Origin of the sequence: Empedobacter sp. UBA7248, assembly GCF_002472945.1 — a bacterium.
Lineage (GTDB): Bacteria > Bacteroidota > Bacteroidia > Flavobacteriales > Weeksellaceae > Empedobacter > Empedobacter falsenii_C.
Window position 1 is genome coordinate 109587 of sequence record NZ_DKSU01000011.1, and the last position, 25893, is coordinate 135479.

General features: G+C 31.4%; 23 protein-coding genes. 8 read left to right on the forward strand and 15 right to left on the reverse strand.

Annotation, left to right across the window (positions count from 1 at the left end; translation table 11 throughout):
• The first annotated feature begins 113 nt into the window (after positions 1-113).
• Positions 114-1232: a calcium:proton antiporter gene (locus B4A23_RS11620; RefSeq protein ID WP_180906021.1), complete on the forward strand. Its 1119-nt coding sequence runs from the start codon at positions 114-116 to the stop codon at positions 1230-1232.
• Between the two features lie 58 nt (positions 1233-1290).
• Here B4A23_RS11620 and B4A23_RS11625 read toward each other — a convergent pair whose 3' ends face one another.
• From B4A23_RS11625 to truA, 4 genes are all read right to left on the reverse strand, one after another.
• Positions 1291-2238, reverse strand: a complete 948-nt coding sequence (locus tag B4A23_RS11625; RefSeq protein WP_291120193.1) for a LysR substrate-binding domain-containing protein — start codon at positions 2236-2238, stop codon at positions 1291-1293.
• Between the two features lie 135 nt (positions 2239-2373).
• Positions 2374-2790 carry a hypothetical protein gene (locus B4A23_RS11630; RefSeq protein WP_291120196.1) on the reverse strand — a complete coding sequence of 139 codons (417 nt, stop codon included), beginning with the start codon at positions 2788-2790 and terminating at the stop codon, positions 2374-2376.
• Between the two features lie 77 nt (positions 2791-2867).
• A complete protein-coding gene (locus tag B4A23_RS11635; protein WP_291120199.1) occupies positions 2868-4628 on the reverse strand; it encodes an ABC transporter ATP-binding protein in 1761 nt (586 codons plus the stop codon).
• Positions 4615-5370 (reverse strand): tRNA pseudouridine(38-40) synthase TruA, encoded by a 756-nt coding sequence (gene truA, locus B4A23_RS11640; protein ID WP_282630558.1) that lies wholly within the window; start codon positions 5368-5370, stop codon positions 4615-4617. The genes B4A23_RS11635 and truA overlap by 14 nt, the downstream gene beginning before the upstream one ends.
• A 34-nt stretch (positions 5371-5404) precedes the next feature.
• Between truA and B4A23_RS11645 the strand changes: the two genes are divergently transcribed.
• Complete coding sequence (locus B4A23_RS11645) at positions 5405-5896, forward strand: metallophosphoesterase family protein (protein WP_291120205.1); 492 nt, start codon at positions 5405-5407, stop codon at positions 5894-5896.
• Positions 5897-5960: 64 nt separating this feature from the next.
• On the opposite strand, the gene B4A23_RS11650 is transcribed toward B4A23_RS11645, so the two are convergent.
• Positions 5961-6995 carry an alpha/beta hydrolase gene (locus tag B4A23_RS11650; RefSeq protein ID WP_291120208.1) on the reverse strand — a complete coding sequence of 345 codons (1035 nt, stop codon included), beginning with the start codon at positions 6993-6995 and terminating at the stop codon, positions 5961-5963.
• Positions 6996-7085: 90 nt separating this feature from the next.
• Between B4A23_RS11650 and B4A23_RS11655 the strand changes: the two genes are divergently transcribed.
• Positions 7086-7808 carry a YqjF family protein gene (locus B4A23_RS11655; RefSeq protein WP_291120211.1) on the forward strand — a complete coding sequence of 241 codons (723 nt, stop codon included), beginning with the start codon at positions 7086-7088 and terminating at the stop codon, positions 7806-7808.
• Between the two features lie 3 nt (positions 7809-7811).
• Here the strand turns inward: B4A23_RS11655 and B4A23_RS11660 are convergent, their stop codons facing one another.
• On the reverse strand, positions 7812-8291 hold the full coding sequence (locus B4A23_RS11660; protein ID WP_291120214.1) for a GNAT family N-acetyltransferase: 480 nt from the start codon (positions 8289-8291) through the stop codon (positions 7812-7814).
• 161 nt (positions 8292-8452) lie between these two features.
• Between B4A23_RS11660 and B4A23_RS11665 the strand changes: the two genes are divergently transcribed.
• Positions 8453-9223: a CDGSH iron-sulfur domain-containing protein gene (locus B4A23_RS11665; RefSeq protein ID WP_291120217.1), complete on the forward strand. Its 771-nt coding sequence runs from the start codon at positions 8453-8455 to the stop codon at positions 9221-9223.
• A gap of 65 nt (positions 9224-9288) precedes the next feature.
• On the opposite strand, the gene nagB is transcribed toward B4A23_RS11665, so the two are convergent.
• From nagB to B4A23_RS11685, 4 genes are all read right to left on the reverse strand, one after another.
• Positions 9289-11214 (reverse strand): glucosamine-6-phosphate deaminase, encoded by a 1926-nt coding sequence (gene nagB, locus B4A23_RS11670; protein WP_291120220.1) that lies wholly within the window; start codon positions 11212-11214, stop codon positions 9289-9291.
• A 310-nt stretch (positions 11215-11524) separates the two neighbouring features.
• Positions 11525-12718, reverse strand: coding sequence for a tRNA 2-thiouridine(34) synthase MnmA (mnmA, locus tag B4A23_RS11675; RefSeq protein WP_114999257.1), 1194 nt, complete (start codon positions 12716-12718; stop codon positions 11525-11527).
• A gap of 64 nt (positions 12719-12782) precedes the next feature.
• On the reverse strand, positions 12783-14099 hold the full coding sequence (locus B4A23_RS11680) for a Na+/H+ antiporter NhaC family protein (RefSeq protein WP_180906011.1): 1317 nt from the start codon (positions 14097-14099) through the stop codon (positions 12783-12785).
• Between the two features lie 165 nt (positions 14100-14264).
• Entirely contained in the window at positions 14265-15131 is an 867-nt protein-coding gene (locus tag B4A23_RS11685; protein WP_180906010.1) for a cupin-like domain-containing protein, read from the reverse strand.
• Positions 15132-15420: 289 nt separating this feature from the next.
• On the opposite strand from B4A23_RS11685, the gene B4A23_RS11690 reads away from it, so the two are divergent.
• A complete protein-coding gene (locus B4A23_RS11690; RefSeq protein ID WP_291120225.1) occupies positions 15421-17574 on the forward strand; it encodes an OmpA family protein in 2154 nt (717 codons plus the stop codon).
• Between the two features lie 108 nt (positions 17575-17682).
• Here the strand turns inward: B4A23_RS11690 and B4A23_RS11695 are convergent, their stop codons facing one another.
• Both B4A23_RS11695 and B4A23_RS11700 read right to left on the reverse strand, forming a co-directional pair.
• The gene (locus tag B4A23_RS11695; protein ID WP_286475164.1) at positions 17683-18888 is read right to left on the reverse strand and encodes an RsmB/NOP family class I SAM-dependent RNA methyltransferase; all 1206 of its coding nucleotides are present in this window, start codon (positions 18886-18888) and stop codon (positions 17683-17685) included.
• 54 nt (positions 18889-18942) lie between these two features.
• A complete protein-coding gene (locus B4A23_RS11700) occupies positions 18943-19386 on the reverse strand; it encodes an acyl-CoA thioesterase (RefSeq protein ID WP_291120230.1) in 444 nt (147 codons plus the stop codon).
• 344 nt (positions 19387-19730) lie between these two features.
• On the opposite strand from B4A23_RS11700, the gene B4A23_RS11705 reads away from it, so the two are divergent.
• Both B4A23_RS11705 and B4A23_RS11710 read left to right on the forward strand, forming a co-directional pair.
• On the forward strand, positions 19731-21863 hold the full coding sequence (locus tag B4A23_RS11705; protein WP_291120232.1) for a Tex family protein: 2133 nt from the start codon (positions 19731-19733) through the stop codon (positions 21861-21863).
• A 10-nt stretch (positions 21864-21873) separates the two neighbouring features.
• A complete protein-coding gene (locus B4A23_RS11710; protein WP_180906005.1) occupies positions 21874-22305 on the forward strand; it encodes a DUF4844 domain-containing protein in 432 nt (143 codons plus the stop codon).
• Positions 22306-22370: 65 nt separating this feature from the next.
• Here B4A23_RS11710 and B4A23_RS11715 read toward each other — a convergent pair whose 3' ends face one another.
• Positions 22371-22874, reverse strand: a complete 504-nt coding sequence (locus B4A23_RS11715; protein WP_291059334.1) for a DUF2314 domain-containing protein — start codon at positions 22872-22874, stop codon at positions 22371-22373.
• Positions 22875-22916: 42 nt separating this feature from the next.
• Complete coding sequence (locus B4A23_RS11720) at positions 22917-24305, reverse strand: HTTM domain-containing protein (RefSeq protein ID WP_286513018.1); 1389 nt, start codon at positions 24303-24305, stop codon at positions 22917-22919.
• A 72-nt stretch (positions 24306-24377) separates the two neighbouring features.
• Between B4A23_RS11720 and B4A23_RS11725 the strand changes: the two genes are divergently transcribed.
• Positions 24378-24779, forward strand: a complete 402-nt coding sequence (locus B4A23_RS11725; protein ID WP_291120236.1) for a thiol-disulfide oxidoreductase DCC family protein — start codon at positions 24378-24380, stop codon at positions 24777-24779.
• A gap of 420 nt (positions 24780-25199) precedes the next feature.
• Here B4A23_RS11725 and B4A23_RS11730 read toward each other — a convergent pair whose 3' ends face one another.
• Complete coding sequence (locus tag B4A23_RS11730; protein WP_291120239.1) at positions 25200-25880, reverse strand: TPM domain-containing protein; 681 nt, start codon at positions 25878-25880, stop codon at positions 25200-25202.
• Positions 25881-25893 lie beyond the last annotated feature (13 nt).

The following is a 25893-nucleotide window of genomic DNA, read 5'->3' on the forward strand; positions in this document are numbered from 1 at the left end:
CTATTAATATTTATGATAATTAAACGTTATAATTATTATTATTTATGATAATTACACATAACAATTATCAATATTATTTATTAAATTTGTGAAAATCCAAAACCTCATAATTAATGCATGTAGATAATTTTCTTTCAAAAAAATTCAATTTAGCTTTACCATATTGGACAATCATCTGTCCCATTCTTGCCATATTTTCACTAACTATAGCCGAAGGATTTAAAGGTCAGATGTGGTTTTCTGGAGTCTTAGGAATCATTTTAATTTCAGCCGTTTTATCAGCTGTACATCACGCAGAAGTTGTAGCGCATAAAGTTGGAGAACCTTTCGGAACCATTATATTGGCTTTAGCTATTACAGTTATAGAAGTTTCGCTAATTGTTTCATTAATGATGTCAGAACCTACCGGCTTCCCTTCTGTTTTGGCAAGAGATACCGTTTTTGCTGCTGTAATGATTATTCTTACCGGAATTATCGGAATCTGTTTATTGGCTGGAGGAGTTCGTTATAGAGAACAAAATTTCATCAAACAAGGTGTTTCAACTGCTTTAATTACTTTAGTTGCAATATCTATATTAACCTTAGTTTTACCTAATTTTTTAACTTCAGAAAAAGGAGGAGAATTTTCGACAAGTCAATTAATTTTTGTCGCAATTATTTCGTTGATTTTATATGGCGGATTTATTTCTGTTCAAACCATTCGTCACCGCGATTATTTCTTACCACAAAGTAGCAAAGATAATGTGACATCAGAATTGCATGTAGAAAAACCAAATTTACTTACAACAATTTCTAGTTTGGTTTTATTATTAGTTGCTTTGTGTGCAGTTGTTTTGTTATCAAAAAAATTATCGCCAACCATCGAAACAATTGTGATGGATTTAGGCGCTCCAAAATCATTAGTGGGAATTATAATTGCCGGAGTTATCTTATTACCAGAAGGTTTAGCCGCATATAAAGCAGCAAAACAAGACCGTTTACAAACAAGTCTTAACTTGGCTTTAGGTTCGGCCTTAGCATCAATTGGTTTAACAATTCCTGCCGTAGCAATTGTTTGTTATTTCACAGGATTAGAAGTCACATTAGGAATAGATGCAAAGTCATCTATCTTATTAGTGTTATCCTTGTTCACCGTTTATTTATCATTAAATTCTGGTCGAACAAATATTCAGCAAGGAATTGTTTTATTAACACTTTTTGCCACATATTTATTTACAACAATAGTTCCTTAAAGGAAATTTGAAGACATAAAAAAAAACGACTCAAAANNTTTTGAGTCGTTTTTTTTTATTATTTTGGTAAAGAAACCATATTCGAATCTAATTTTTGATCTTTTTCTAAGAATATTTTTCCTCTCAAAATACTTTGAATTGTATTGATTAATTCTTTCTCGAAAGAATCTCTTAATTGAGATTGATGAAAAATCAACGAAACTTCGCGCGTTGGAACTGGCGACTCAAAGTTTTTGACAAATTTCTTATATTCTTGAGGTAAATCATCTGCAACCAAAGCAGGCAACAAAGTCATTCCGTATCCATCGTTTGCTAATTTAACTAAAGCTTCAAAACTTCCTGAATCTAACTTAATCGGACGATTTTTCAGATTAGAAGTATCACATAAAGCCAACACATTATTTCTGAAACAATGTCCTTCTTGCAAGATTAATAAATCAGAAGTGTTTAAATCATCTTCATTAATTTTATCTTTGTCAGATAATCGATGTCCGTTTGGCACATAAGCCACCAATGGCTCATAATAAAGCGGTTTTTCGATAATTTGATCCTCGAAAAGTGGCGAAACCACAATTCCAAAATCCAACGAACCATCTTTTATTCCTTTTATAATTTTATCCGTTTGCAATTCTTTGATAATAAGATTTGATTTCGGATTATTTTTCTGAAATGTTTTATAAAATAATGGTACCAAAGAAGGTAAAACAGTAGGAATAACACCAATAATGAAATCACCTTCTAATAAACCTTTTTCTTCGTTTACCAAGTGTTTCATTCGGTTAGCTTCCATTAAAATTGTTTTTGCTTGCGCAACAATTTTCTCTCCAATTTGAGTGATTTTGATTGGATGCGATGTTCTATCGAAAATATCAATATTCAATTCTTTTTCCAATTTCTGAATCTGCATACTCAATGTTGGTTGAGTTACAAAGGATTTATCAGCAGCAATTGTAAAGTTCTTATGCTCAGCCACTGCCAGCACATATTGTAATTGTACTAATGTCATATATAAAAATTGATATCTATAAATTTTTGTGATAAAGATATACATTATTATATTATCAATCTATATCATAAATCATAATTTAATCCATAAAAAAAGCTCGAATAAATTCGAGCTTATCATTAAATATAAATTTAATTATTTGTTTAATTGTTTCTGAATTTCAGCTGTCCAATCTTGTAATTTTTTAGCATCTTCTGGTTTCAAAGTTTGAGTAAAACCTTGTAATTCTTTTTGAAAATCTACTGATTGTTTTGTCAATTCAGCTAATTTATTTGCATCACCAGCAGTTGCAGCTAATTTCATATCAGCAGCCCATTTGTTGTATTTCCCAACAAATTCAGTAATTTTTGGATCAGAGAAAGTTGGTAAATCTTTTGCTACATCAGCAACTTTATCCATTGTCTCTTTTCCAGCTTCTACTTGCTCTTCTACTGTATTTGCTACATTTTCTTGCGTACTTTCTACTTTTGCATCTACTTTTTCTTTTTCAGATTTACAAGAAGATAAAGAAACTACACCTAATACTGCAGCAGCTAAAAATAATTTTTTCATTTTTAATTAGAGTTTTAAAGTTAATATTATTGATTGTTCAAGTTAAACAAATCTAACGATTTATTTCTGTTAAATTTTTAATTTTCTTTCGAGAATTGGACTTCATATAAATTGGCATAATAACCTTTCTGACCCAACAATTCGCTGTGTGTACCTTGTTCAACAATCATTCCATTATCCATCACAATAATTTTATCTGCATTTTGAATCGTTGCCAAACGATGTGCAATAATGATAGAAGTTCTGCCTTGCGTTAGCTTATCCGTTGCTTTTTGTATCAATTCTTCCGACTCTGTATCAATAGAAGAAGTTGCCTCGTCCAACACCAAAATCTCTGGATTATAAATATATGCTCTCAAAAACGAAATCAATTGACGCTGACCTACAGAAAGTGTCGAACCACGCTCGCTTACCTCGCTGTAATAACCTTTTGGTAACGACATAATAAAATTATCAATTCCAATAATTTTCGCAGCATTTTGGACTTCTTCCAACGAAATATCTTTATTACCTAAAACAATATTGTCATAAATCGTTGTATTAAACAAGAAAACATCCTGCAAAACAACTGCAACGTGTTGACGTAAATTCTTCAATTCCATATCATGAATATTTACATCATCTATTTTAATTGTTCCAGAATCGATGTCATAAAAACGACTCAATAAATTAATAATTGTGGATTTTCCTGCTCCTGTCGCACCTACAATTGCAATTTTTTCACCTGGTTTAGTCGAAAAAGAAATTCCTTTCAATACTAAATTATTCGGAACATAAGAAAACTTCACATTTTCAAAATCGATTTTACCTTTCACATGATCCAATTTTATTGTTCCATTATCTGGCAACGTTTGATCATCATCAATAATTTTGAACACACGATCTGCTCCTACCAAACCACGCTGAATGGTATTGAAACGCTCTGCAATTGCACGCATAGGCGCAGTTAACAACGTAACATATTGCGTAAAAGCAATCAAATCTCCGACAGAAACATCTCCATAAACAGCAGTTCTAAGCCCTCCAAACCAGATCAAACTTCCCGTCGCTAAAGCCGAAATAATATCGACAACAGGAAACATTAAAGAAAAATAGAAAACTGTTTTTAGATAGTTTTTCTTTAAATCATTATTAATCGAAACGAATTTGTCATATTCTGCTTGCTGACGATTAAAAACCTGAATAATATTCATTCCAGTTAATCGTTCTTGCACAAACGTATTCAACTTCGCCACAATTGTACGTTCTTCTTGATAAACATTTTTCAATGCTTTTTGGAATAGTCGTGTAATAATCATCATCAACGGAAGAATCACAATCACAACTGTTGCCAAAACCCAGTTCATCCAATACATCACAAAAACGATGAAAACGATTTTCAATACATCGCCTAACATCACTAAAATTCCGTCGTTGAAAACCTCTGCAATCGTTTCAATATCAGAAACTGAACGCGTCACCAAAACGCCATTTGGCGTTTTATCGAAATAACCAAGCTTGAATTTGATCAAATGATTATACAAACGAACGCGCAACAAACGGATAACTCGCTGTGCAACAACATTCGCTAAATAAACCATAAAAAAAGACAAAATTCCTTCGAAAACTAATACCAAAGATAGTTTCACGATTTGCATTTGAAGCCCTGGTAAATCTTTTGTCTGAATATAATCATCGATGATATTCCCCGTTAAATACGGACGATAAACAGAAAAACACGCACTAAAAACCGCTACAAAAACCACCGACCAAAACATAACTTTGCTTTGCGCCCCGATTTGTAAAACACGTTTTAATCCATTAAAATCAAACGATGTATTTTCGTTATTTGAACTCATTTTTAAATAATTCTTTTGGATATTGAACATCTACCAAATACAATCCTTGCGCTGGCGCCGAAGCTCCTGCCGAAGAACGTTGTTTTTGTTCAATAATTTCTTCAAAATCATGGATAGAAATTCTTCCTAATCCAACCTCAACCAATGTTCCAACAATTGCGCGCACCATATTTCGCAAAAAACGATCGGCTGTGATTTGAAAAATCAATTGTCCGTTTTCATTTTTGCGCCAAAACGCCTCTCTTACATCGCAAATATTTGTTTTCACATCGGTATGTAATTTAGCAAAACTTCCGAAATCTCCTTGTTTAATTAACAATTTTGCTGCTTCATTCATTTTTTCAATATTCAATTCTCTGTTAAAAATCCAAGCGCTATCAAACGCAAAAGGATCTTTGAAAGGTGAAATAAAATAATTGTACGAACGCGAAGTCGCATCAAAACGCGCATGCGCTTCATCATCCATCAAAAATAAACGATAAGCAGCGATGTCTTTTGGTAAAAAAGAATTTAATTTTTTGATTAAATCAACCGATAATTCATCTTCATAATCAAAATGAATAAACATCTTTTTCGCATGAACACCAGAATCTGTGCGCCCTGCACCGACAATCGAAATTTCTTTTCTTAAGATTTTAGACAATCTATCTTCAATAACTTCTTGAACCGAAATTTGATTGGGTTGAATTTGATAACCAAAATAATTTTTTCCGTTGTATGCTAATTCTAAAAAATATCGCAATTGTTGTAAATTTGAGCAACAAAAATACAACCTTTTGAAGAAAATTCTTTTACTTTCGGACACGCATTCTTATATCGACGATAGAATTTTGGAATATGCGCAACAAGCAGACGAAATTTGGCATGCTGGCGATATTGGCGATATTTCTGTAACCGATAAATTAGCTGAAATAAAACCTTTGCGTGCTGTTTATGGAAATATTGATGATAATAAAGCGCGCGCTGAATTTCCGCTCAACAACAGATTTACGTTAGAAGGTGTTGACGTTTGGATTACGCATATTGGCGGTTATCCAGGAAAATATAATCCTGCAATTCGAAAAGAAATCACAGAAAATCCTCCGAAATTATTTATTTGTGGACATTCACACATTCTAAAAGTGATGCCTGATAAGCAATTGGGTTTAATTCATATGAATCCAGGCGCTGTTGGTAAACACGGTTTTCAGAAAGTTCGTACGATGTTACGTTTTGAATTAAACGAAGGAAAAATTGAAAATTTAGAAGTAATTGAATTTAAGAAATGATTTTCGAATCTCGAAGTGCGAGATTCGAAGTTCGCATTTCGAGTTTCGAACTTCTAACCTCGCTTTATTTCGCTAACTTGAATTCTTTCAGAATTGTAATAAACTTCGGATTAGTGATATATTCTCTAAATTCGTGTGAATTTTGTCCTGAAAAATCAGTTTCTTCTAAGAAAGTATAATTTTTAGAAAGTTCATCAAACAAATCTTTTTTATAACCAAAATCTGTCGCAATCAAACTTCGAGATAAAAATCCAATCTTTCCTTTCCCTAATACATAATCCGTATCATTTATCGTGATATGCATGCGTTTTAACTGAGGTGTAAACGTTTTTAATTGATTATTATCCAACGTAAAATCAATTTTTCCAATTGCAGGCGCCAACATAATACTATAAATTTTGTTATTATTTTCTAACAAAGTTTCTGCATTCGTAAAATCGACATGATGCGCATTTTCAGCACGTTTTATCTCACTTTCACGCAACGAAGGATTCACCAATGAACTCAAAACAACCGATGCGCCACGACTATGCGAAATCAAATAAACATCTTTGTTATGAATGACATTCAAAATTCTACGAAGTCCAAAAACGCCCGCCATTTGGCTATTTGTCGTTGCACTTACCCAAACTTTTGCCGCTCCAAAAAGACTTTCGTTCACCAATCCATCCCAATAAAAATTAATTACCTCATCATTCGAAGAATTAATATTCATATAGGTTTTGGCTTTGTTGTAATTTTTCAAGCTAAACAGATAATCATTGTCAATTCCATGCACAAAAATGATGACACGTTTCTTATTTTTAACTCTTTTTTCAATATTTTTCAAACGCAAACTTTCATAGGAAGTTAATTGATTTTGGAAGTTACTTTCAGTCGCAATTTTCATCAACGAATAATCTCTACGACTTGCATTTTTAGGAGGTTTACCATACGATTTCAACCAATTATCTGGGTAAAAATTTCCGTTTTGATCCACAAAAGAACTTGTTGTATTCGGTTGAATAAAATTATTTGGATTCTGAGAAGTTGGCACATTATGTATTGCTGCACATGACGTTAAAAAACTAATCACGAAGACATAAAACAAGTTTTTCATATGATAAAAATTGGTATGCGAAGTAACTACAATTTTCTTTATTTCGCAATAGATTTTGTACCTTCAACAATAAGTTTAACAAGGTTTTAAGTGAAATATACGATCAAACAAATTTTAGCCGAAACAAATCATCGTGCTTGGCAATATCCTTCAAAATCGTGGAAATATTATCAAGAATGGAACAAAGCTTTATTTTTTCATTACAAAATTGACAAAGAAATTTTGAGAGAATTCGTTCCAAAAGATTTAGAAATTGATGAAATAAATGATTATGCTTGGGTTTCGCTTGTCGCCTTTACAATGGAAAAAATTCGACCTCGATTTTTACCTGCATTCTCTCCTATTTCTGATTTTGACGAAATTAATTTGAGAACCTATGTCACAAAAGATGGTAAATCTGGTGTTTATTTTTTATCGATTGAAGCTGGAAAATTATTTTCTGCAATTTTAGCTAAATCATTATCAGGTTTACCATACGAAAAATCAAATATCAATAGAACAGAAAATTCTTATCAAGCCAATCATCCCGAACGAAATTTCTCTTTATTAGCGGATTTTCATGTTGGAATGCAAGTTAAACACAAAACTGAATTGGATTTATTTTTGACTGAACGATATTGTTTGTATCTGGAAGATCACAATCAATTGTTTCGTTATGAAATTCAACATTTACCATGGAAAATCAATCAACTTGAATTAGATTTTTTAACGATTGATTATCAACTTCAAGATTTAAATATCCATTCGAGACCAGATTTAGTGCATTATTCAGAAGGTGTGCAAGTTGTCGCTTGGGAGAAAGAAAGAGTTTAACAATTAAATTTTCTTCTTCAACAAATGTTGCATTCCATTGAACCATTCCCGTTGAGAACCATCATCTATATAACCGACTTTTAGATACAAATCATATGCTGATTTATTTTTGAAATTAACCGCCAAAACTAATTCATCAATTGTAGGAAAATTATCTTTTACAAAATCATCCATCAAATTCATCGAAATTTTTCCGTATCCCTTTCCTTGAAATTCTGGATTTATCGATAAAGAACGCAACAACAACGAATTCGTATTATTCGTCATCTCCAATTTATCGTCACCATAATCTAACACAAAAAAACCAATTGGCACTTCATCTAACAAAATTGTAATTGGTTTTGCATGTCCATCTGTGCGTAATTTCAAACGCTCAAAAGTCTCGCTGGGCAAAGCCGTAAAAGGAATTTGGTCTTCTGGCAAATTGTATAACAAAGCATCGTGATGTTTGGTTTCTGTATGTTTGAGTTGAATTGTCGACATGCTAATTATTTTAATTAAAATTAATCAAAACATTCTAAATCTTATATAAAAACAACAAGGTTTATCTATTAAATTTTAACGAATTATCAATAAAAATTTAAAATCATTCTAACTAAAATACTTTTTAAATTGTAGATAATTTCAATCTAAAATCTACAATTATGGATAATCAAAATAAGTTAAATATTCAAATCGGGACAACTCAAAATACAGATGGTATCTATGTAGAAGTCACAGAAAATGGACCTTATATCTTGCACGGAAAACCTAAAATTGTTCAGCAATTTATCGTTCCAAATCAGCAAGGAACTTCTGTTAATTACAAACAAGGGGAAGAATTTGAAGCAAAGGATGCAACTTATCTTTGTCGTTGTGGATTATCCCAACACAAACCTTATTGTGATGGTTCGCATAAAAAAGCAGCAGAAAATGGTGTTGATTTAACTGAAAGAGCAACTTTTAATCCTGAATTATTAACTGCAGAAGTTATAGAAGGACCTGTTGTTTCGCTCACTGATGACGAAAAATTATGTGCTTTTGCTCGATTTTGTGACAATGGAAAACGTATTTGGAACCAAGTCCAAGATTCCACACAAAACTCTGTTGATTTGAGTGTTGAAATGGCACATCATTGTCCTTCTGGACGGTTGATTGTTTGGGATGAAAATAATCAACCAATCGAAGATGATAACACCTCAGCTTCTGTTGGAATTATTGAAGATGTTGCGAATGATTTGAGTGGTCCTTATGCATTATGGGGAGGAATTCCGCTAAAAAGTGCGAATGGCGAATATTACGAAGTGCGAAATCGACAAACAATTTGCCGTTGTGGACAATCTTCTAATAAGCCTTTTTGTGATGGTACACATGCTTCGATGAGATTTCAAGATGGTTTACCTAAGCAACCAAAAGCAGACGGGAAAGTTTTTTAATAAAATTATATTAACATAAAACGCTCAAGAAAATCCTGAGCGTTTTTTATTGATTTATATTTATTTTAATCTTCAAACTTCCATTTTACAAAAGCTTCTATCGCTTCGTAATCTGCAAGTCCTAATTTATTGTATAATCCAGCTGTTTCACTTGTACGATCTTCGGCACGAACCCAAAATTCACGCGGATCATCTCCCGGATAAACAGGAACATCTTTTTGCGATTGATGTTTAAAAATTGCCAAACGCTTGCGTTTTACCTCTTGCGGAGAAAGCGGAACTGCCATTTCTATTTCATGAATTGGGAATTCATGCCACGCACCACGATACAACCACAACCAACAATCTTTTGTCCATTCATCTGTTTTACGTAAACGCGTCAAAGCTTCGAATAAAACATCAAAACAAACTTTATGTGTACCATGTGGATCAGCAAAATCACCCGCCGCAAAAACTTGTTGTGGTTTTACTTGACGTAATAATTCCATTGTTTGCTGAATATCATCTTCAAACGAAATATTTTTTTCAAATTTACTTCTATCATAAAAAGGTAAATCTTGGAAATGAATATTTTCATCTTTCAATCCTACAAAACGTGCACCTGCAATAGCTTCACCTTTACGAATAAGTGCTTTTATTCTACGAATAAGTTCTGGATCAATTTCGTTTGGTTTCTTATTCTTAAAAAATTCTCGCGCTTCTTCGTATGTTTTTTTTGTAACAGTATTACTTTCATCAATCGCTCCAGCATAATCTTGCACAAATTCTAAATAACGCAATACATCATCATCCCAAACCGCTGTATTTCCAGAAGTTTGATATGCCACGTGTACATTATGACCTTGATCTGCTAAACGAATAAATGTTCCTCCCATTGAAATTACATCATCATCGGGATGAGGCGAAAACAAAATCACATCTTTCTTCGCTGGCTCTGCACGTTCTGGTCTATTTGTATCATCTACATTCGGTTTTCCACCAGGCCAACCTGTAATCGTACGTTGTAAATCGTTAAAGATTCTGATATTAATATTATATGCAGGACCTTGTTCTGTAACCAAATCAGCCATACCATTATTGTTATAATCATCATCCGTTAACTTCAAAATTGCTTTATTCAGTTTTAATGACAACCAAACCACTGCTTTTTTCGTTAAAATAGCATCCCAATTCACTTCGTGAGTTAACCAAGACGTATCAAAACGAGTTAATAAAGAAGCTGCGTCTTCGTCTACAACAAATTCTACATTTTCTGATAATTGAAGATAAGTTGCTGGAATTTCTGGAGAAATTTCTTCTTCGACTGCTTTTTTAAGAATCTCAGCTTTCTTCTCATTCCAAGCCATTAAAATAATTTCTTTGGCTTTGAAAATTGTTCCAACTCCCATTGTAATGGCTTTTGTTGGTACATTTTCTTTTCCTCCAAAATCACGCGAAGCATCACGACGAGTTAAATCATCTAAAATAACCATTCGTGTTGCTGAGTTAGGTGCAGAACCTGGTTCATTAAAACCAATATGTCCAGTACGACCAATACCTAAAATCTGTATATCTAAGCCTCCAAAATCAGAGATTTTTTGCTCATAAGCTTCACAAAAAGCCTGAACTTCCGAAACTTCTAATGTTCCGTCTGGAATGTTAATATTATCTTTTGGAATGTCAATATGATCAAATAAATTTTTGTTCATAAATGTAACATAACTCTGTTCAGCAGTAGGTTGCATTGGATAATACTCGTCCAAATTAAATGTAACAACATTCTGAAAACTTAAACCTTCTTCTTTATGCAAACGTACCAATTCCTTGTAAACACCAATCGGAGTTGCACCTGTAGCCAAACCTAAAACTGCCGTTTCATTGTTTGATTGTTTTTCTTTGATAATAGAAGCAATTCTTTGCGCGACTTGCAATGATGCGACTTGTTGATTTGGGTAGACTGTTACAGGAACTTTCTCAAAACGCGTTTCCTCTAAAAAGTTTAATCTCGCCATTTTTGTAGTTGATAAAATGTGTTAATAATGTTTTGAGACTTAAAAATAATCAAAGGAATTAATATAACGAAGTATTTTGATTAAAAATATTCTATTAAACCCTCTAATAATCAGCATTTAAATGATTATTCATAAAACGTTTTTCTATAAAATTATTAATAATAGAAAAATATTTTGGCTAAACTAAATTTGTTCTGATTTAAAAATTACAAACTAAAAAATACTTAGTTTAAAATTATTTTTCAAAAAAGCATAAAAAAACGCTCAAGAAAATCTTGAGCGTTTCAATATAATAATGATGTTTATATTTTTAATTATTAATTACACCAGAACCTAAAAGTTCGTCATCAACATACCACGCACAAAATTGACCTTCTGTAATCGCAGATTGAGGATTTTCAAATTCAACATACATTCCGTTTTCAGCTTTGTGTAAAATTGCTTTTTGCAAAGGTTGACGGTAACGAATACGCGCCATCACTTCCATTGTATCGTCTGTTTTTAAAGTTAAATCTTCGCGAACCCAATGTACCTCCTCCTCTTTTATAAACAATGCTTTCTTCAATAAACCTGAATGATCAGCGCCTTGACCAGTGTAAATAACATTTGTCTCTACATCTGTATCAATAATAAACAAAGGTTCTACTTTTCCTCCAACTCCCAACCCTTTGCGTTGACCGCGAGTGAAATAATGCGCACCTTGATGTTTACCTACAATTTCTCCGTCTTCTTGTTTGTATGAGAAACCTTTTGCTTCGAAATCTAATGCTTCGTATTTATTTGCAAAAGTTGGAATTTCTCTTTTATATCCGTTCCAATCTTTGGCTATTTCTACAATTACACCTTCTTTTGGTTTTAATTGTTGTTGCAAAAATTCGGGTAAACTAACTTTTCCAATAAAACATAAACCTTGCGAATCTTTCTTATTCGCTGTAACCAAGCCTTGCTCTTGCGCAATTCTTCTTACTTCTGGTTTTTCTATATCTCCAATTGGGAATAATGCTTTGCTTAATTGATCTTGCGACAATTGACACAAGAAATACGATTGATCTTTATTGTTATCATTACCTTTTAACAATTGAAAAATCTCTTTTCCATTTTCATCAATTGTAGAAGTTTTTCGTGCATAATGTCCTGTTGCAACGTAATCTGCTCCAAGTTCTAAAGCTGTTTTCAAAAACAAATCGAACTTAATTTCTCGGTTACACAACACATCAGGATTTGGTGTTCTTCCTTGCTCGTATTCATTGAACATATAATCTACAATACGTTCCTTGTACGAATCAGACATATCAATTACCTGAAAAGGAATATCTAATTTTTTAGCTACCAACAAAGCGTCTGCACTATCTTCTATCCATGGGCATTCATCTTCCAACGTTACCGATGCATCGTTCCAATTACGCATAAATAATCCGATCACATCATAACCTTGCTCTTTTAGCAAATAGGCTGTAACACTTGAATCTACTCCTCCAGAAAGTCCTACAACAACTCTTTTCATCTTAAAAAATTTCAGTCTACAAAGTTATAAAATAATATTCGACGAATGATTATCCTACATCAATCTATTTTTTGAATGATTTTGGCTGAAAAAATAAGATAAAAATAAGCGTACAAATTCCTGTTAAAAATGGATAATATAAATTAGATAAAACATCTACAGAAGAAACTTTTGTTGCACTTGAAATTGTATTTGCAGCAGCAACAGCTGCTAAAACTTGTGCGCCATAAGGTAAAATCCCTTGTACAAAACATGAAACTGTATCCAAAATACTCGCCACACGTCTACCTTCTAAATCGTGATGATCAGAAATGTCTTTTGCGATTTTACCACAAATCAAAATTGTAATCGTGTTATTTGCCAAACAAGCATTTGCTAAAGCCGTAAGCGACGCAATACTCATCTCAGCTTGACGTTTAGTTTTGATATTTTTGGTTAGATGATAAATGATAAAATCTAATCCACCATTTAGACGAATAATTCCGACAATTCCGCCAATGATTAAACAAATAATACTCAACTCAAACATTCCTTTGAAACCTTCATTAATAGAAGAAACTAAGTCTAGTAAAGGTACACCTGAATAGAACAAACCAATTCCAAGAAATGATAGAATTCCTACAATTAAAGCCCAAATCACATTGATTCCAGACATTGCAAGTCCAAAAACTAATAGATAAGGTAAGATTAAAATCAAGTCAAAATCTAACTGTTTTCCTTGAAAATTGGTTGTGTCAAAATGTTGAGAAAGTGAAAAATATATAATCGTCGAAACAATAGCTGCTGGAACTACTATTCGAAAATTAGTTTTAAATTTAGATTTCATACTAACTTCTTGCGTGCGTGTTGCAGCAATTGTTGTATCAGAAATAAATGATAAATTATCGCCAAACATTGCTCCACCAACCACTGCGCCTAACAAAATTGGCATAGAACCTGGAATCATTTTATCCATTTGTACTGCAATCGGCGCAACGGTTACAATTGTTCCAACCGATGTGCCCAAAGCCGTCGATATAAAGCAAGACAACAAAAAGAATCCTGCTACAATAAAGGAAGCTGGAAGGTAATTCAAGAATAAATTAACTGTTGATTCTACAGCACCAATTGTAGACCCTAAACTTCCAAACGCTCCAGCGAGAAGAAAAATTAAAATCATCAACATAATGGTTTCTTCACCTGCATTCTTACAAAAAGCTTCGGCTTTCGTATGAAATGAAACCTTAGGGAATTGAACAAATGCAATTACGAGCGCCAACATGAAAACAACCAATGCTGGAACGGAGTAAAAATCGTTTAGATAAATAGATGCCGAAAAATAGACAAGTATGAAAATGATTAAAGGCAATAAAGCCCAAAAATTTCCTTTTTTTATGATCATATTACTAAAAATTCAGAAAAATATTCTGCAAATATCTATCGAAATTTTAAAACATGAAAATCAAATATTTATTGATTTATAAGTTTTTAGGACAGTAGAATAAAAAAAGGAACATCTTTCGATAGACATTCCTTCATTTAGAAAATTTTTCTAAAAACTGTATTTTTATTTCGCAATTAATTTATTTGTTTGTGTAATTGCGCGCTCATTTTTTTCAAGAATCCAAGCCTGACCTTTTATTTTTCGCATAATATTATCATACGTACGCATCAAAAAAACATTATAAATAGCTTCTGATAAATGCTTTGGTTTATGTGCTAACGAACGCAAACTCATCGAAAAACCTGGCGTCAAATATTTCATGTAATGCCACCAACCTTCTGGCATATAAAGCATTTCTCCGTGTTTTAAATCAGCAACCATAGGATTGATATTTTTCAACGCTGGCCATTTATCAAAATCTGGATTATCAAAGTCAATATCTTCTCTACAAATTACCGAATGCGGAATTTTGTACATGTATTTCGAATCCTCTGGCGGAACAATAATACAACGTTTTTTTCCTGCAAAATGAAAATGCAAAATGTTCGCTAAATCGATATCATAATGCATAAAAACATTCGATCCTTCACCTCCAAAAAATAACATTGGCATCGATTTGAAAAGATTCAAACCCAAATCTGGCATTTTATAATCTTGTTGCAATTGCGGAACTTGACTCATCAAATTATACAAAAATATACGCAAATCTGTCGGTTCACTTTGCAACAAATCCACATATTCAGACATTTTCATCTTTGCAACTGGTTCATTTACTTTCTTCGTATAATCAACCGGATCATTATTATATAAAGGGACAACCTTGTCGCCAGCAACTTGTTTTATATACTCAAAATTCCACTTTTCGTACGCAGGCCAATCCTCTGTAATTCGCTCTACTACAACTGGTTTTTGAGGTTTAACGTAATATTTCTGAAAATCTTTTGCAGAAATACTTTCTACTCTTTCAACTTCTGTGAAATTAAAATTCATCTTTTATGTAAAATAAAGTGCAAATTTACTTAACTTTTTTGTTAAATCTGAACGATGCAATTATTAAACCAATCTTTTTTAGATATGATTGAATAATTATTTCTGATTTGATAATTTATTAAATATACATTAAACTTTACAATAACTGATGATAGAAAACACATCAATTCTTTCATTATCTTTACATTGAATTTTTAAAATTGATTCGTTGAACGCAAAAAATCTATTTTTTCCCATCTTTTTTATTCTACTGAATACATTTTGTTGTGCACAGCAAATTTTTCCGTATTTGGAACTTAAAAATGAGGAAGATTTTGAAAAAATAGAAGCAATTTCTCTCGAAAACAACTACAAATTTCATCATTTATTGGGAAATTTGAGTCATAATTTTACCTTTCAGAACAATTCTTCGGAAGATATTTTGGCTAAATTTATTTATCCTTATCAAGCTTCTCAAAATGTCTACGAATTAAAAGCTTTTGTTAATGATAAAGTTTTCGAAATTCAATCCAAATCAATTGTAGATATTCGAAAAGAGTTAAAAAATATTGACGCTTCAACTATTTTTAAAAATCAACAAAACAATCAAGTTTTACAGTTAGATTTAGGAAAAATACCTGCTAATGCCACACTAAAAATTCAGTTAAAAGTTTCGAAAATTGTAGAAGAAAATAGTTTGAATTATCAAGTTTCGTTTCCAGAATTTATCGTCAAACGAACAGAATCTTTTACGCAAATTCATCGTTGGAACAATCAATTGAATGGTTTTCCGAAAAACATAAATTCTAACATTCATCTTTCTGGAAATTTTCCAATTTCAAAAATTGTTTCTGATTTAAATTTTTCAAAGGAAAATGATCGAAATTATGTTTCAAAAAATTCGGATAAAAAGATTCCAACTCTTCAATATGCTTATACAAAAAATGAACTACAAACCGGAATTGAAACATTTACCGAAAATGGTTGCGATTATATTTTAGGAACAATAAATCCTAGGAAAAGTAATTCAAATTTTAATGCCCCTCAAGAGTTTTTGTTTGTTTTAGATGCTTCTGGATCAATGATGAATCAACCAATTGAAACCATCAAAAAATTGATGAATCAAATTTTACCAAATTTAACCGAAACAGATAAATTTAATGTGCTAATTTATTCGACAAAAAATGAATTAGTTTTTAAAGAATCTCAATTTTCAACCAAAGAAAACATCAATTTAGCTTTAGAAAAAATTAATTCTTTGAATGGAACTGGCGAAAAATTATTGGACGAAGCAATAGAGCAAATTCAGAAAAATCCTTTTGATAAAAACTATAAACGAATCATCGCTATTATATCGGATGGAGCGATGAATTTGAATGAAACTATTTACAATTCACTTCGAAATTATGCAAAAGACACACAATTTATAACTTTAGGAATTGGAAAAGAATTGGATTATCAAACGATGAATTTTATTAGTTTGGCAACAGGAACGCTTCCTATTACGGTCAATGAACCAAAGGAATTGAATCAAAAAACAGTTCAATTTCAGCAAGCTGTTTTAAATTCTTCTATTTATCATCTTAAAGTTCAATCCTCCCAAATCAACCTCAACGAAACATTTCCGAAGAATTTCAATACGTATTTAGCTCAAAATTCGGTCAATTTTGTTTCACGAGATTGTAATCGTCGTTATCCAAAAAAAATCGAAATTATTGGTCACCAATCCAACCAAAATTTCACTCAAAACTTTGAGATTAAACAACCAAATCCAAGTGAATTTACAGAAGCAATTAAGTTTTATTGGGCAAAACAAAAGATCGATTATCTCTTAAAAGATGAAGAGCGTTGCGGTAAAATGTGCAAAAAAGATGGACGATATCGAAAAGAAATTGAGAAAATTGGAACTGAATTTAATATTTCAACACCTTATAATTTATTGATTCAAAAAGGAAATGTAGAAAATTACAACAATGATTATGATACAGATGGCGATGGCGTGATGGATATTGAGGATGAATGTCCTTATATAAAAGGAAATCGTTTTGGAAATGGTTGTCCTGAAAGTAATTTGAGTGATAAAATGATTGGAAATTATGTTCAAGATTATTCAAATTATTTGATGGAAACAGTCGAATTTGATTTTGATAAAGCTGAAATCAGAGCGATTGATTATCCAAAATTGAATGAAGTTGTTGCAATTATGAAACGAAATCCATCACATCATTTTATCATCGAAGGTCACACAGACGCAGTTGGAACTGAATCTTACAATTTCGATTTATCACAACGAAGAGCAAATGCTGTATTGAATTATTTGGCAGAAAAAGGTCTGAATAAAAATCGTTTTTCAATTTCTGCCAAAGGTTTTTCGGATTTGAAATACAAAGAATGTAATCCTGCCACAAATTGTATTGATTGGAAAAATTTTGAGAATAGACGAGTGAGGTTTAAAATTAATTAAGAATTATAAATAATGAGTTATTAATCATACTTGGATTTCATTCATATTTATATAAAACAAAAAAACCTCGAATAAATTCGAGGTTTTGTATCTTATATAATTATTAGCTTATGAAATTCTTTCGATCAAAGCCATGTAAAATCCATCATAATTAGTTTGAGATGGATAATGCATTTTATCTGAAACCATTTTATAATTTGGATGATTTTTCAAGAATTTTTCTACTTGTTGCTCATTTTCTTGTGGTAAAATAGAACAAGTTGCATAAACCATCATTCCACCAACTTTAATAATTTTAGAATAATCAGCTAAGATTTTTTCTTGCGTTGCTAAAATTTCGTCAATAAATTCTGGTCTTAATTTCCATTTTGCATCAGGATTACGTTTCAAAACTCCCATTCCAGAACAAGGCGCATCTATCAACAATCGATCAGCAGAGTTCTCCATACGCTTGATTGTTTTTGCTTCAATTACCTTTGTTTGTACATTTTGCACATTGTTACGTTTTGCACGACGTTTCAATTCTTTCAATTTCCAATCGTACAAATCCATTGCAATAATTTGCCCTTTGTTTTCCATCAAAGCAGCTAAATGCAATGTTTTTCCTCCTGCACCAGCACAAGCATCTACCACACGCATTCCTGGTTGAACACGTAAATATGGCGCAATTAATTGTGATCCTGCATCTTGAACTTCGAACCAACCATTCTGAAATTCATCTGTACGAAAAATATTTGTTTTCTCTTCAAGCTCTAAAGCATCTTGATATTTCGATAAAACTTTCGTTTTTATTCTACGCTCTTTCAATGCTTTTTGCAATGTTTTACGATCTGTTTTCAATGAATTGACACGTAAAACTGTTGGCGCTTGCGAGTTCATTGCATGTACTTCATCTAACCAACGATTTCCCAAAGACTTCTCTCCTAACTCGAACATCCAATCTGGATACGATTCTGCAACCGCAACATTTTTAGACGAATTGTGATGTCTTTTCAAGACTTCTTTTGGATAGATTTTTTGAAATTCTTCCCATTTTGGTAACGTTTGTTCTGGATCTAAAGCAAACCAAGTTCCAACAAACTCCCAAATTGTATCAGGAGAAAGCGGACGGCTCATTGCACCTTCAACCAAACGTTTCCAACGAACTAAATCGTAAACCGTTTCGGCAATAAAAGCACGATCACGCGCTCCCCATTGCTTGTTCGATTTCAATGTTCGTTCAACTTCTTTATCTGCATATTTTCCTTCGAAGAAAATTTGTTGCAATGTGTCGGTAATTCCGACAAATAAATTTTTATATGGTAAAATCTTCATAACTCGGTGCAAATTTACAAAGACTTAAATGATTAGCGTAATTAATTTATAAGATTATACAACTTCGAAAAGATCTTTTATCTTTTGAGGAACCTCAACCACTTTATTTTGCTGATAATCGAAGGTTACAATTCCTGTTTTAGCTTTTACAATTAATTTATCTTTTGTAGAAATTTTATAGATGATATCAAAACTAACGCGCGAAAAGTCCTGCACACCAATTTCAATCAACAATTCATCTCCATAAAAAGCTTGATTTTTATATTCGATTGCAACATCACCCATTATCACACTTACACCTCCAAGATCTAATTCTGAATAGCCATAATGTTGAAAAAACTGAATTCGTGCTTCATGTATAATGGACAATACTTTATCGTTTGCTAAATGATTTCCATAATTGAGATCAGTTATGCGTACTGGTATTATTGTTGAAAATAAAAATTTGTCTGAAAAATCTAATTTTATACGAGCCATTCTGTAGATATATTTGCTCAAAGATAAGAAAGTTGTATAAAAAAAAAACGGGTTTAAGCTCCTCAGCTTAAACCCAATTGATTTTTAAAAAAAACTTACACTAGTAAGTATAAATTTAACATTAAAAAAAATCAATCTTACTCTCTACTACCTGAGGTCAAATTTAGAAATAATTTAATAAACTCCAAAACTTTTTAGAATTTTTTTATTATTTTTTTTTATTTGAAATAAGACTGATATAAAAAACTCTAAATATTAGATTAAATAAATAAAAAAAGTACTCTATTAAATACGACCTATATAAATAAAACATGCTATTTTTTATGTTTGTGAAAAATAGTAATTTGCAAGACCAAACTTTTAACATGAATTTGATTCAATACATTCATCAACATCTTAATTCTATTTCAGAAAAATCAATCAACAATACAGTAAATTGTTTGAATGAGGATAACACCATACCCTTTATTGCAAGATATAGAAAAGAGGTCACAGGAAATCTTGATGAGGTTCAAATTTCTGCTATAAAAAAACTGCAAAATCAGTACAATGAAATTGTTTCTCGAAAAGAATTTATTTTAAAAACATTAGAAGAACAAAATCAATTGAATAATGAATTACAACAACGTATTCAGAAAAGTTTTGATTTGGTTCAATTAGAGGATTTATATCTTCCTTATAAAAAGAAGAAAAAAACACGTGCGACCATTGCGAAAGAAAAAGGTTTAGAGCCTTTGGCGAAAATCATCATGAAACAAAATAATATTCCTGATTTAGATGATTTAGCAAAAAAATATCTGAATGAAGATGTGACAAGTATCGAAGATGCTTTTGCGGGTGTTCAAGATATTATTGCAGAATGGGTCAATGAAAATGAGTATGTGCGTCATCGATTACGAGACATTTTCAGAAAATCTGCTTTGATTGAAAGTAAATTGGTCAAATCTAAAATAGACGATGAAGATTCGGCTAAATATTCAAATTATTTTGAATATGAGGAACCATTGAAAAAAATTGCTTCACATCGATTATTAGCTATTTTACGTGGGGAAAATGAAAATTTCTTGAAAGTAAATGTATCAATTGATAAAAAAGAAGCTTTCAAATTTTTGGAGTATACGTTGATCAAATCTATTCAACCAGAAGTTTCTTGGGTTATTGAAGAAGCGATAAAAGATGCGTACAAACGACTTTTAGCTCCTTCAATCTCAAATGAAGTGTTGAAAGAGGCAAAACAAAAAGCAGATGAAACATCAATCAATGTTTTTTCGAAAAATTTAAATCAATTGCTTTTAGCACCTCCTTTGGGAGAAAAAAGAATTTTAGCAATAGATCCAGGTTACAAATCGGGATGTAAAGTTGTAGTGTTAGATGAACAAGGTGATTTGTTGCACAACGAAAACATCTATCCTCATGCGCCGCAAAATGAAAAAATACAAGCCATCAAAAAAATAAAATCGCTTGTCAATGCTTATAATGTTGATGCAATTTCGATAGGAAATGGAACTGCTTCTCGCGAGACAGAAAATTTGGTTCAGAACATTGCATTTGATCGTCCGCTAAAAGTTTTTGTTGTGAATGAAGCTGGAGCTTCGATTTATTCGGCTTCTAAAATTGCACGCGACGAATTTCCAGATAAAGATGTTACCGTTCGCGGTGCTGTTTCTATAGGTCGTCGTTTACAAGATCCTTTGGCAGAATTGGTAAAAATAGAGCCAAAATCGATTGGAGTTGGTCAGTATCAACATGATGTCGATCAAACTTTATTGAAAAATGAGTTGGATGATGTTGTTTCTTTCTGTGTGAATAAAGTTGGTGTAAATCTGAACACTGCAAGTAAACATTTGCTAAATTATGTCGCTGGAATTGGCGAAAAAATGGCTGAAAATATTGTAGAATATCGAAGCGAAAATGGTGCATTTAATTCGAGAAAAGAGTTACTAAAAGTTCCTCGTTTGGGCGAAAAAGCATTCTTGCAAGCTTCTGCTTTTTTACGAATTCCGAATGCAAAAAATCCGTTAGATAATTCTGCTGTCCACCCAGAATCGTATGCACTTGTAGAGAAAATGGCGAAAGATTTGAAAGTTGATTTGAAAGATTTGATTCAGAATAAAGAATTGATTAATCAACTTGATTTGACAAAATATATTACCGAAAAAGTAGGTTTACCAACTTTGGAAGATATTAAAAAGGAATTGGAAAAACCTGGTTTAGATCCGCGTTCTACAGCTAAAGTTTTTAGTTTTGACCAACGATTAAAGAAATTCGAAGATTTGCAATTGGGCATGAAAGTTCCTGGAATTATCAATAACATAACCAATTTTGGCTGTTTTGTAGATATAGGAATTAAAGAAAATGGTTTGATTCATATTTCTAAAATTTCGAATGAATTTATTTCAGATGTAAATTCAAAAGTACATTTGAGTCAACAAGTTGAAGTGACTGTAATTGGAATTGATACAGAAAAACGTAAAATTCAATTGTCTTTGATTGATTAAGGAAAATAATATGAAGACAATTTCAATTCTATATTTTGTACTATTTAATTTAAGTATTTTTTCTTGTGCTCAAGAGAAAACGATTAACAAAGATTCTCAAAAAATGTTTACAGAATTTACTCAAAAAGATAAGTTTAATAAAGATGAATCTCTGTTTTATCCTGGGTTAGAGGATAAAAATATTCAATCTAATTTGACAAAAGAAATAAATAAGCTTGCTAAAACATTCGAATCTATTCAAAGTAGTAAAAATCCCAGTAGCGATTTTTATCTTAAAGCAATTGAAAGTAGTTTAAAAACGATTGAAAAATATGATTTAGACACAGAAAATCGAACAAGAGTTGCAAATTATATCGAAGAATTAATGGATATAGTTGAATTAGAAAGTTCAAACGGACTTCTCAATAATTATGTTTATGGTTTTGATCCAACAAAAAAATAATTTCAAAATTAAAAGGCAATCTAACGAAAGATTGCCTTTTTGATTTTATTATTTTTGAGCAGAAATTAATCCTCAAACTTTACTTTATATTGTTTATCAAACTCTTTTTTCTGCGCATCAGTCATCTTACTACGCATATATTTTATTGTAAATCCACCAATCATTTTATCGCCTTTATAATACATCCAATCCGATAATTTAGTCGGATCAATCACAACTGTATCATTGTGTTTCACCAATTTTGTGTATTGCGGAACGTTGTCTACAATTCCTTTTAATTGATCGTTATCCGAATATACATCACGAATCCAAATATGCTCTTTTTGCGTCGCATTCGGAATATCATACATTTGTTTGACAATAAAATTAGTCGTCGTTGTATCTTTCATCGACAACGCCAATTTGAAATCATCAAACGTTTGTTGTGCTTCTTTCCCAATACTATCCAAATCTTTTTGTTCTTGCTTTTGCTTATCCAAACCTTTGTAAGCACTTACTCCATTGTCTTCTTTATTTCCACAAGAAAATAATAAAGCCGAAAAAGCTATTGCGAATAATGTATATTTCATAATTGTATTTCTTTGATTGTTGCCCTATAAAGTTACATAAATTTATTCAAAATAAGATAAATTCAACTCTTTTGGTGTTGGCTGAATCCATTTTTGATGTCCAAAATAACTCCAAGTTGTGTAAGCTAAATTGTAATTTGGATTTGTAAATTGATAATAATCGCTGCCATTGACAGAAACTTTCGCATCCACAAAAACTTTGACATCATTCACGCCATTTTTCGCATAATCATACTTTACATAGCGTGCAAATTGCCACATCATGTCTGGACTAACCGCCATTTTTGACATTTGTTTAAAGGTTAGATATTTAGTCAAATCTACTTTCTCGCGTTTCAAGAATTTACCTTTTTTCTGTGGATCTGGTTTCGAAACATATACCACAACTTCTCCCGCTTTGTTACGCAACATCATTCGCCAAGCCATACGATGACCTTCCTCTGTCCAAAAAACATTTCCTGGAATAAAGTAATGGCGAACAGGTAAATATATTTGCCAAATCACATAGAAAAACATCAAATAAGAGAACATGACACGACGAGTTGTCAATAAATTATCATCATCTGAACGATCCATCATAAATGATTTTTTAGGAAAAATAACTTCCTGAATTTTAACGGGATCATAAAAGAAAATTAACATTGCCAAAGCGAAGAAAGGAAATATCCCAATCCCGAAAACTGCTGAATTGAAAATATGAAAGGCTACTGCGCATTTAAAAGCAATCCCGCGCGTTCTATTCATCAACATTGCAGGAATTATCAATAAATCAAAAAAGAAACCACCCCAAGCAAACACTTGCGCAAACTCTAAACTACTTACAACTTTTCCTAAACCAACAAGATTATATTTTGTCGTCAATAAATCGCCATATTCGTGGAATTTCATTTGTAAAAAAACTCCGTTAAACCAATCTGGATAAATCTTCGCAAAAGCGGCAAAAGTGTACACAATCAATAACTGAATAATAAATAAAGTTGGCACCCAATTGCGCATGGTTAGACGTTTTATTTTCGGAAAAATCAAACTATCAATCGAAAAGAAATGATGCGCAGGAATTATTGTCATCATCCACGAAATTAACATAAACAGATAATAATGGTTGTTGTAACTTGTTTTTTGCATGAAATACGTCAACGACCATAAAATCGAAAATACGATAATAGAAAATCGGTAAGCAAAACCAAACACGATAAACCAGCCTAAAATTCCCATGAGCACATATAAATAAATCATATTTTGTCCCAAGAAAACATTGGTCCACTCGAATCCGATGAACGAAAATGTAATGTGCGGCTCAACAAAATTTGTTTGTACCCAACCTGTAAAAATGGCTCCCCAACATTCTGCAACAATTAATAAACCAAAGATTATTCGGAAAATTACAAGTGGAGAATTATCAACTTTTCGGAATAAATATTCGCTAAACATGATTGATTGTTAATTTTGGCTAATTTAAAAATAACCTTTAGAGTTTAGCTACTTTTGGCGTATATTTATTGTATGAAAACGAGGAAAATTATTTTGTTTGATGGAATTTGCAATTTATGCAATCAATCTGTTCAGTTTGTGATAGAACATGACAAAAAAAATCAATTTCGTTTTGCTTCGTTACAATCTGATTTTGGGCAAAATTTCTTGAAAGAAAATAATTTGGATGCCACTCAATTTGATTCTGTCGTTTTTATTGAAGATGATAAATTTTATACCAAATCATCTGCTGCACTTAAAATTTCGAAATATTTGGATGGAATAACTTCTTGGTTGACTATTTTTATGATTGTTCCAAAACCTTTGCGCGATGTGGTTTATAGTTTTATTGCGAAAAATCGTTATCGTTGGTTTGGAAAACAAGAAAGTTGTTGGCTTCCGACTCCAGAATTGAAAGCAAAGTTTATTGATTAAATTATTTTATTTTTTCATATATCCTTTTTATCAAAAGAAAATTCATTACCATTACAGTTAATAGTAAGAAAAATAATACAATATTTCCGTGTATAATTGTCACAAAATAATCTCCCATTTGGATTAATAAAAACGAGAAATTAATACAAAACAGTGCTATTCCTAACACATAATATTTTCTTTTAACAAAAAGACTTATCATAAAGAAAAATAAAGCCAGAATTCCCGTAAGAATTGCAAAAAAATCATCATCATTACCAGAAGACTCTAATTGAGTAACATAGTTAAAATCATCTCCTTGCATAAATCCTAAACCATTAGTGTGATAAAAGAATGAATAACTAGTAATTGCTACAATAAGATATAATACTTCAAGAAAAGAAAAATGGACTTTCAATTTATTAACTCTGTTTAAATTATTTAATCTTCTACAACTATTTTTTCATTAATTTTTACAATAGCTTCATTGATTCCTTCAAAATATTTTTCTTCTTTAAAGTTTGGAACAATTAGCTCATCAATTAGCTTTTGAGAAAAATCGTCAGAAATTATATTTCGAGCAATCTTATTCGTCGAAATTCTAACTTCTCTTGATTTTAAATTAAACACAATTATCATACTTCCTTTTTGAAACAGATCCGAACTATTGTTATTAAGAATTGAAAATGAATAATCTGTTATATTTTCATTTGGAAAATAATCATCCGTAGAAATTATAAATAACTGAAAACGATTGGTCTTTTGAATTTCCTTTAATTGTTTTTCAAGTTTTGCTAAATCTTCTCTATTAAAGACTTTTTCTAAATCAACAATATTTGAAAAGGGAACCAAAGAGTAATTCTCTATAAAAGAGAATTCAGTACAATTTTTAATCAAACTCTTTTGTAAATTGAACTGAAAGACATTTACATCTGATATTAAAAATTTATCCGCATCCGTTTTTATAAAATCTCTAAAATCTGAGAATTTTATTTTTCCTGATAATGATTGATCTTTTGTAATTGATTTACAAATTTCTTTGCTAATTTGATCATAATCTTGAGCATAAGAAAATGTAATATTTGTAAATAAAAGAACTGATAAAAGTATTTTTCTTATCATTACAACGAATTAA

Excerpts from the sequence above, each read along its gene's own strand:
- B4A23_RS11620 (WP_180906021.1), top strand. The coding sequence starts at position 114 with ATGCATGTAGATAATTTTCTTTCAAAAAAATTCAATTTAGCTTTACCA.
- B4A23_RS11625 (WP_291120193.1), bottom strand. The coding sequence starts at position 2,238 with ATGACATTAGTACAATTACAATATGTGCTGGCAGTGGCTGAGCATAAG.
- B4A23_RS11630 (WP_291120196.1), bottom strand. The coding sequence starts at position 2,790 with ATGAAAAAATTATTTTTAGCTGCTGCAGTATTAGGTGTAGTTTCTTTA.
- B4A23_RS11635 (WP_291120199.1), bottom strand. The coding sequence starts at position 4,628 with ATGAGTTCAAATAACGAAAATACATCGTTTGATTTTAATGGATTAAAA.
- B4A23_RS11650 (WP_291120208.1), bottom strand. The coding sequence starts at position 6,995 with ATGAAAAACTTGTTTTATGTCTTCGTGATTAGTTTTTTAACGTCATGT.
- B4A23_RS11660 (WP_291120214.1), bottom strand. The coding sequence starts at position 8,291 with ATGTCGACAATTCAACTCAAACATACAGAAACCAAACATCACGATGCT.
- B4A23_RS11665 (WP_291120217.1), top strand. The coding sequence starts at position 8,453 with ATGGATAATCAAAATAAGTTAAATATTCAAATCGGGACAACTCAAAAT.
- nagB (WP_291120220.1), bottom strand. The coding sequence starts at position 11,214 with ATGGCGAGATTAAACTTTTTAGAGGAAACGCGTTTTGAGAAAGTTCCT.
- mnmA (WP_114999257.1), bottom strand. The coding sequence starts at position 12,718 with ATGAAAAGAGTTGTTGTAGGACTTTCTGGAGGAGTAGATTCAAGTGTT.
- B4A23_RS11680 (WP_180906011.1), bottom strand. The coding sequence starts at position 14,099 with ATGATCATAAAAAAAGGAAATTTTTGGGCTTTATTGCCTTTAATCATT.
- B4A23_RS11685 (WP_180906010.1), bottom strand. The coding sequence starts at position 15,131 with ATGAATTTTAATTTCACAGAAGTTGAAAGAGTAGAAAGTATTTCTGCA.
- B4A23_RS11695 (WP_286475164.1), bottom strand. The coding sequence starts at position 18,888 with ATGAAGATTTTACCATATAAAAATTTATTTGTCGGAATTACCGACACA.
- B4A23_RS11705 (WP_291120232.1), top strand. The coding sequence starts at position 19,731 with ATGAATTTGATTCAATACATTCATCAACATCTTAATTCTATTTCAGAA.
- B4A23_RS11710 (WP_180906005.1), top strand. The coding sequence starts at position 21,874 with ATGAAGACAATTTCAATTCTATATTTTGTACTATTTAATTTAAGTATT.
- B4A23_RS11715 (WP_291059334.1), bottom strand. The coding sequence starts at position 22,874 with ATGAAATATACATTATTCGCAATAGCTTTTTCGGCTTTATTATTTTCT.
- B4A23_RS11720 (WP_286513018.1), bottom strand. The coding sequence starts at position 24,305 with ATGTTTAGCGAATATTTATTCCGAAAAGTTGATAATTCTCCACTTGTA.
- B4A23_RS11725 (WP_291120236.1), top strand. The coding sequence starts at position 24,378 with ATGAAAACGAGGAAAATTATTTTGTTTGATGGAATTTGCAATTTATGC.
- B4A23_RS11730 (WP_291120239.1), bottom strand. The coding sequence starts at position 25,880 with ATGATAAGAAAAATACTTTTATCAGTTCTTTTATTTACAAATATTACA.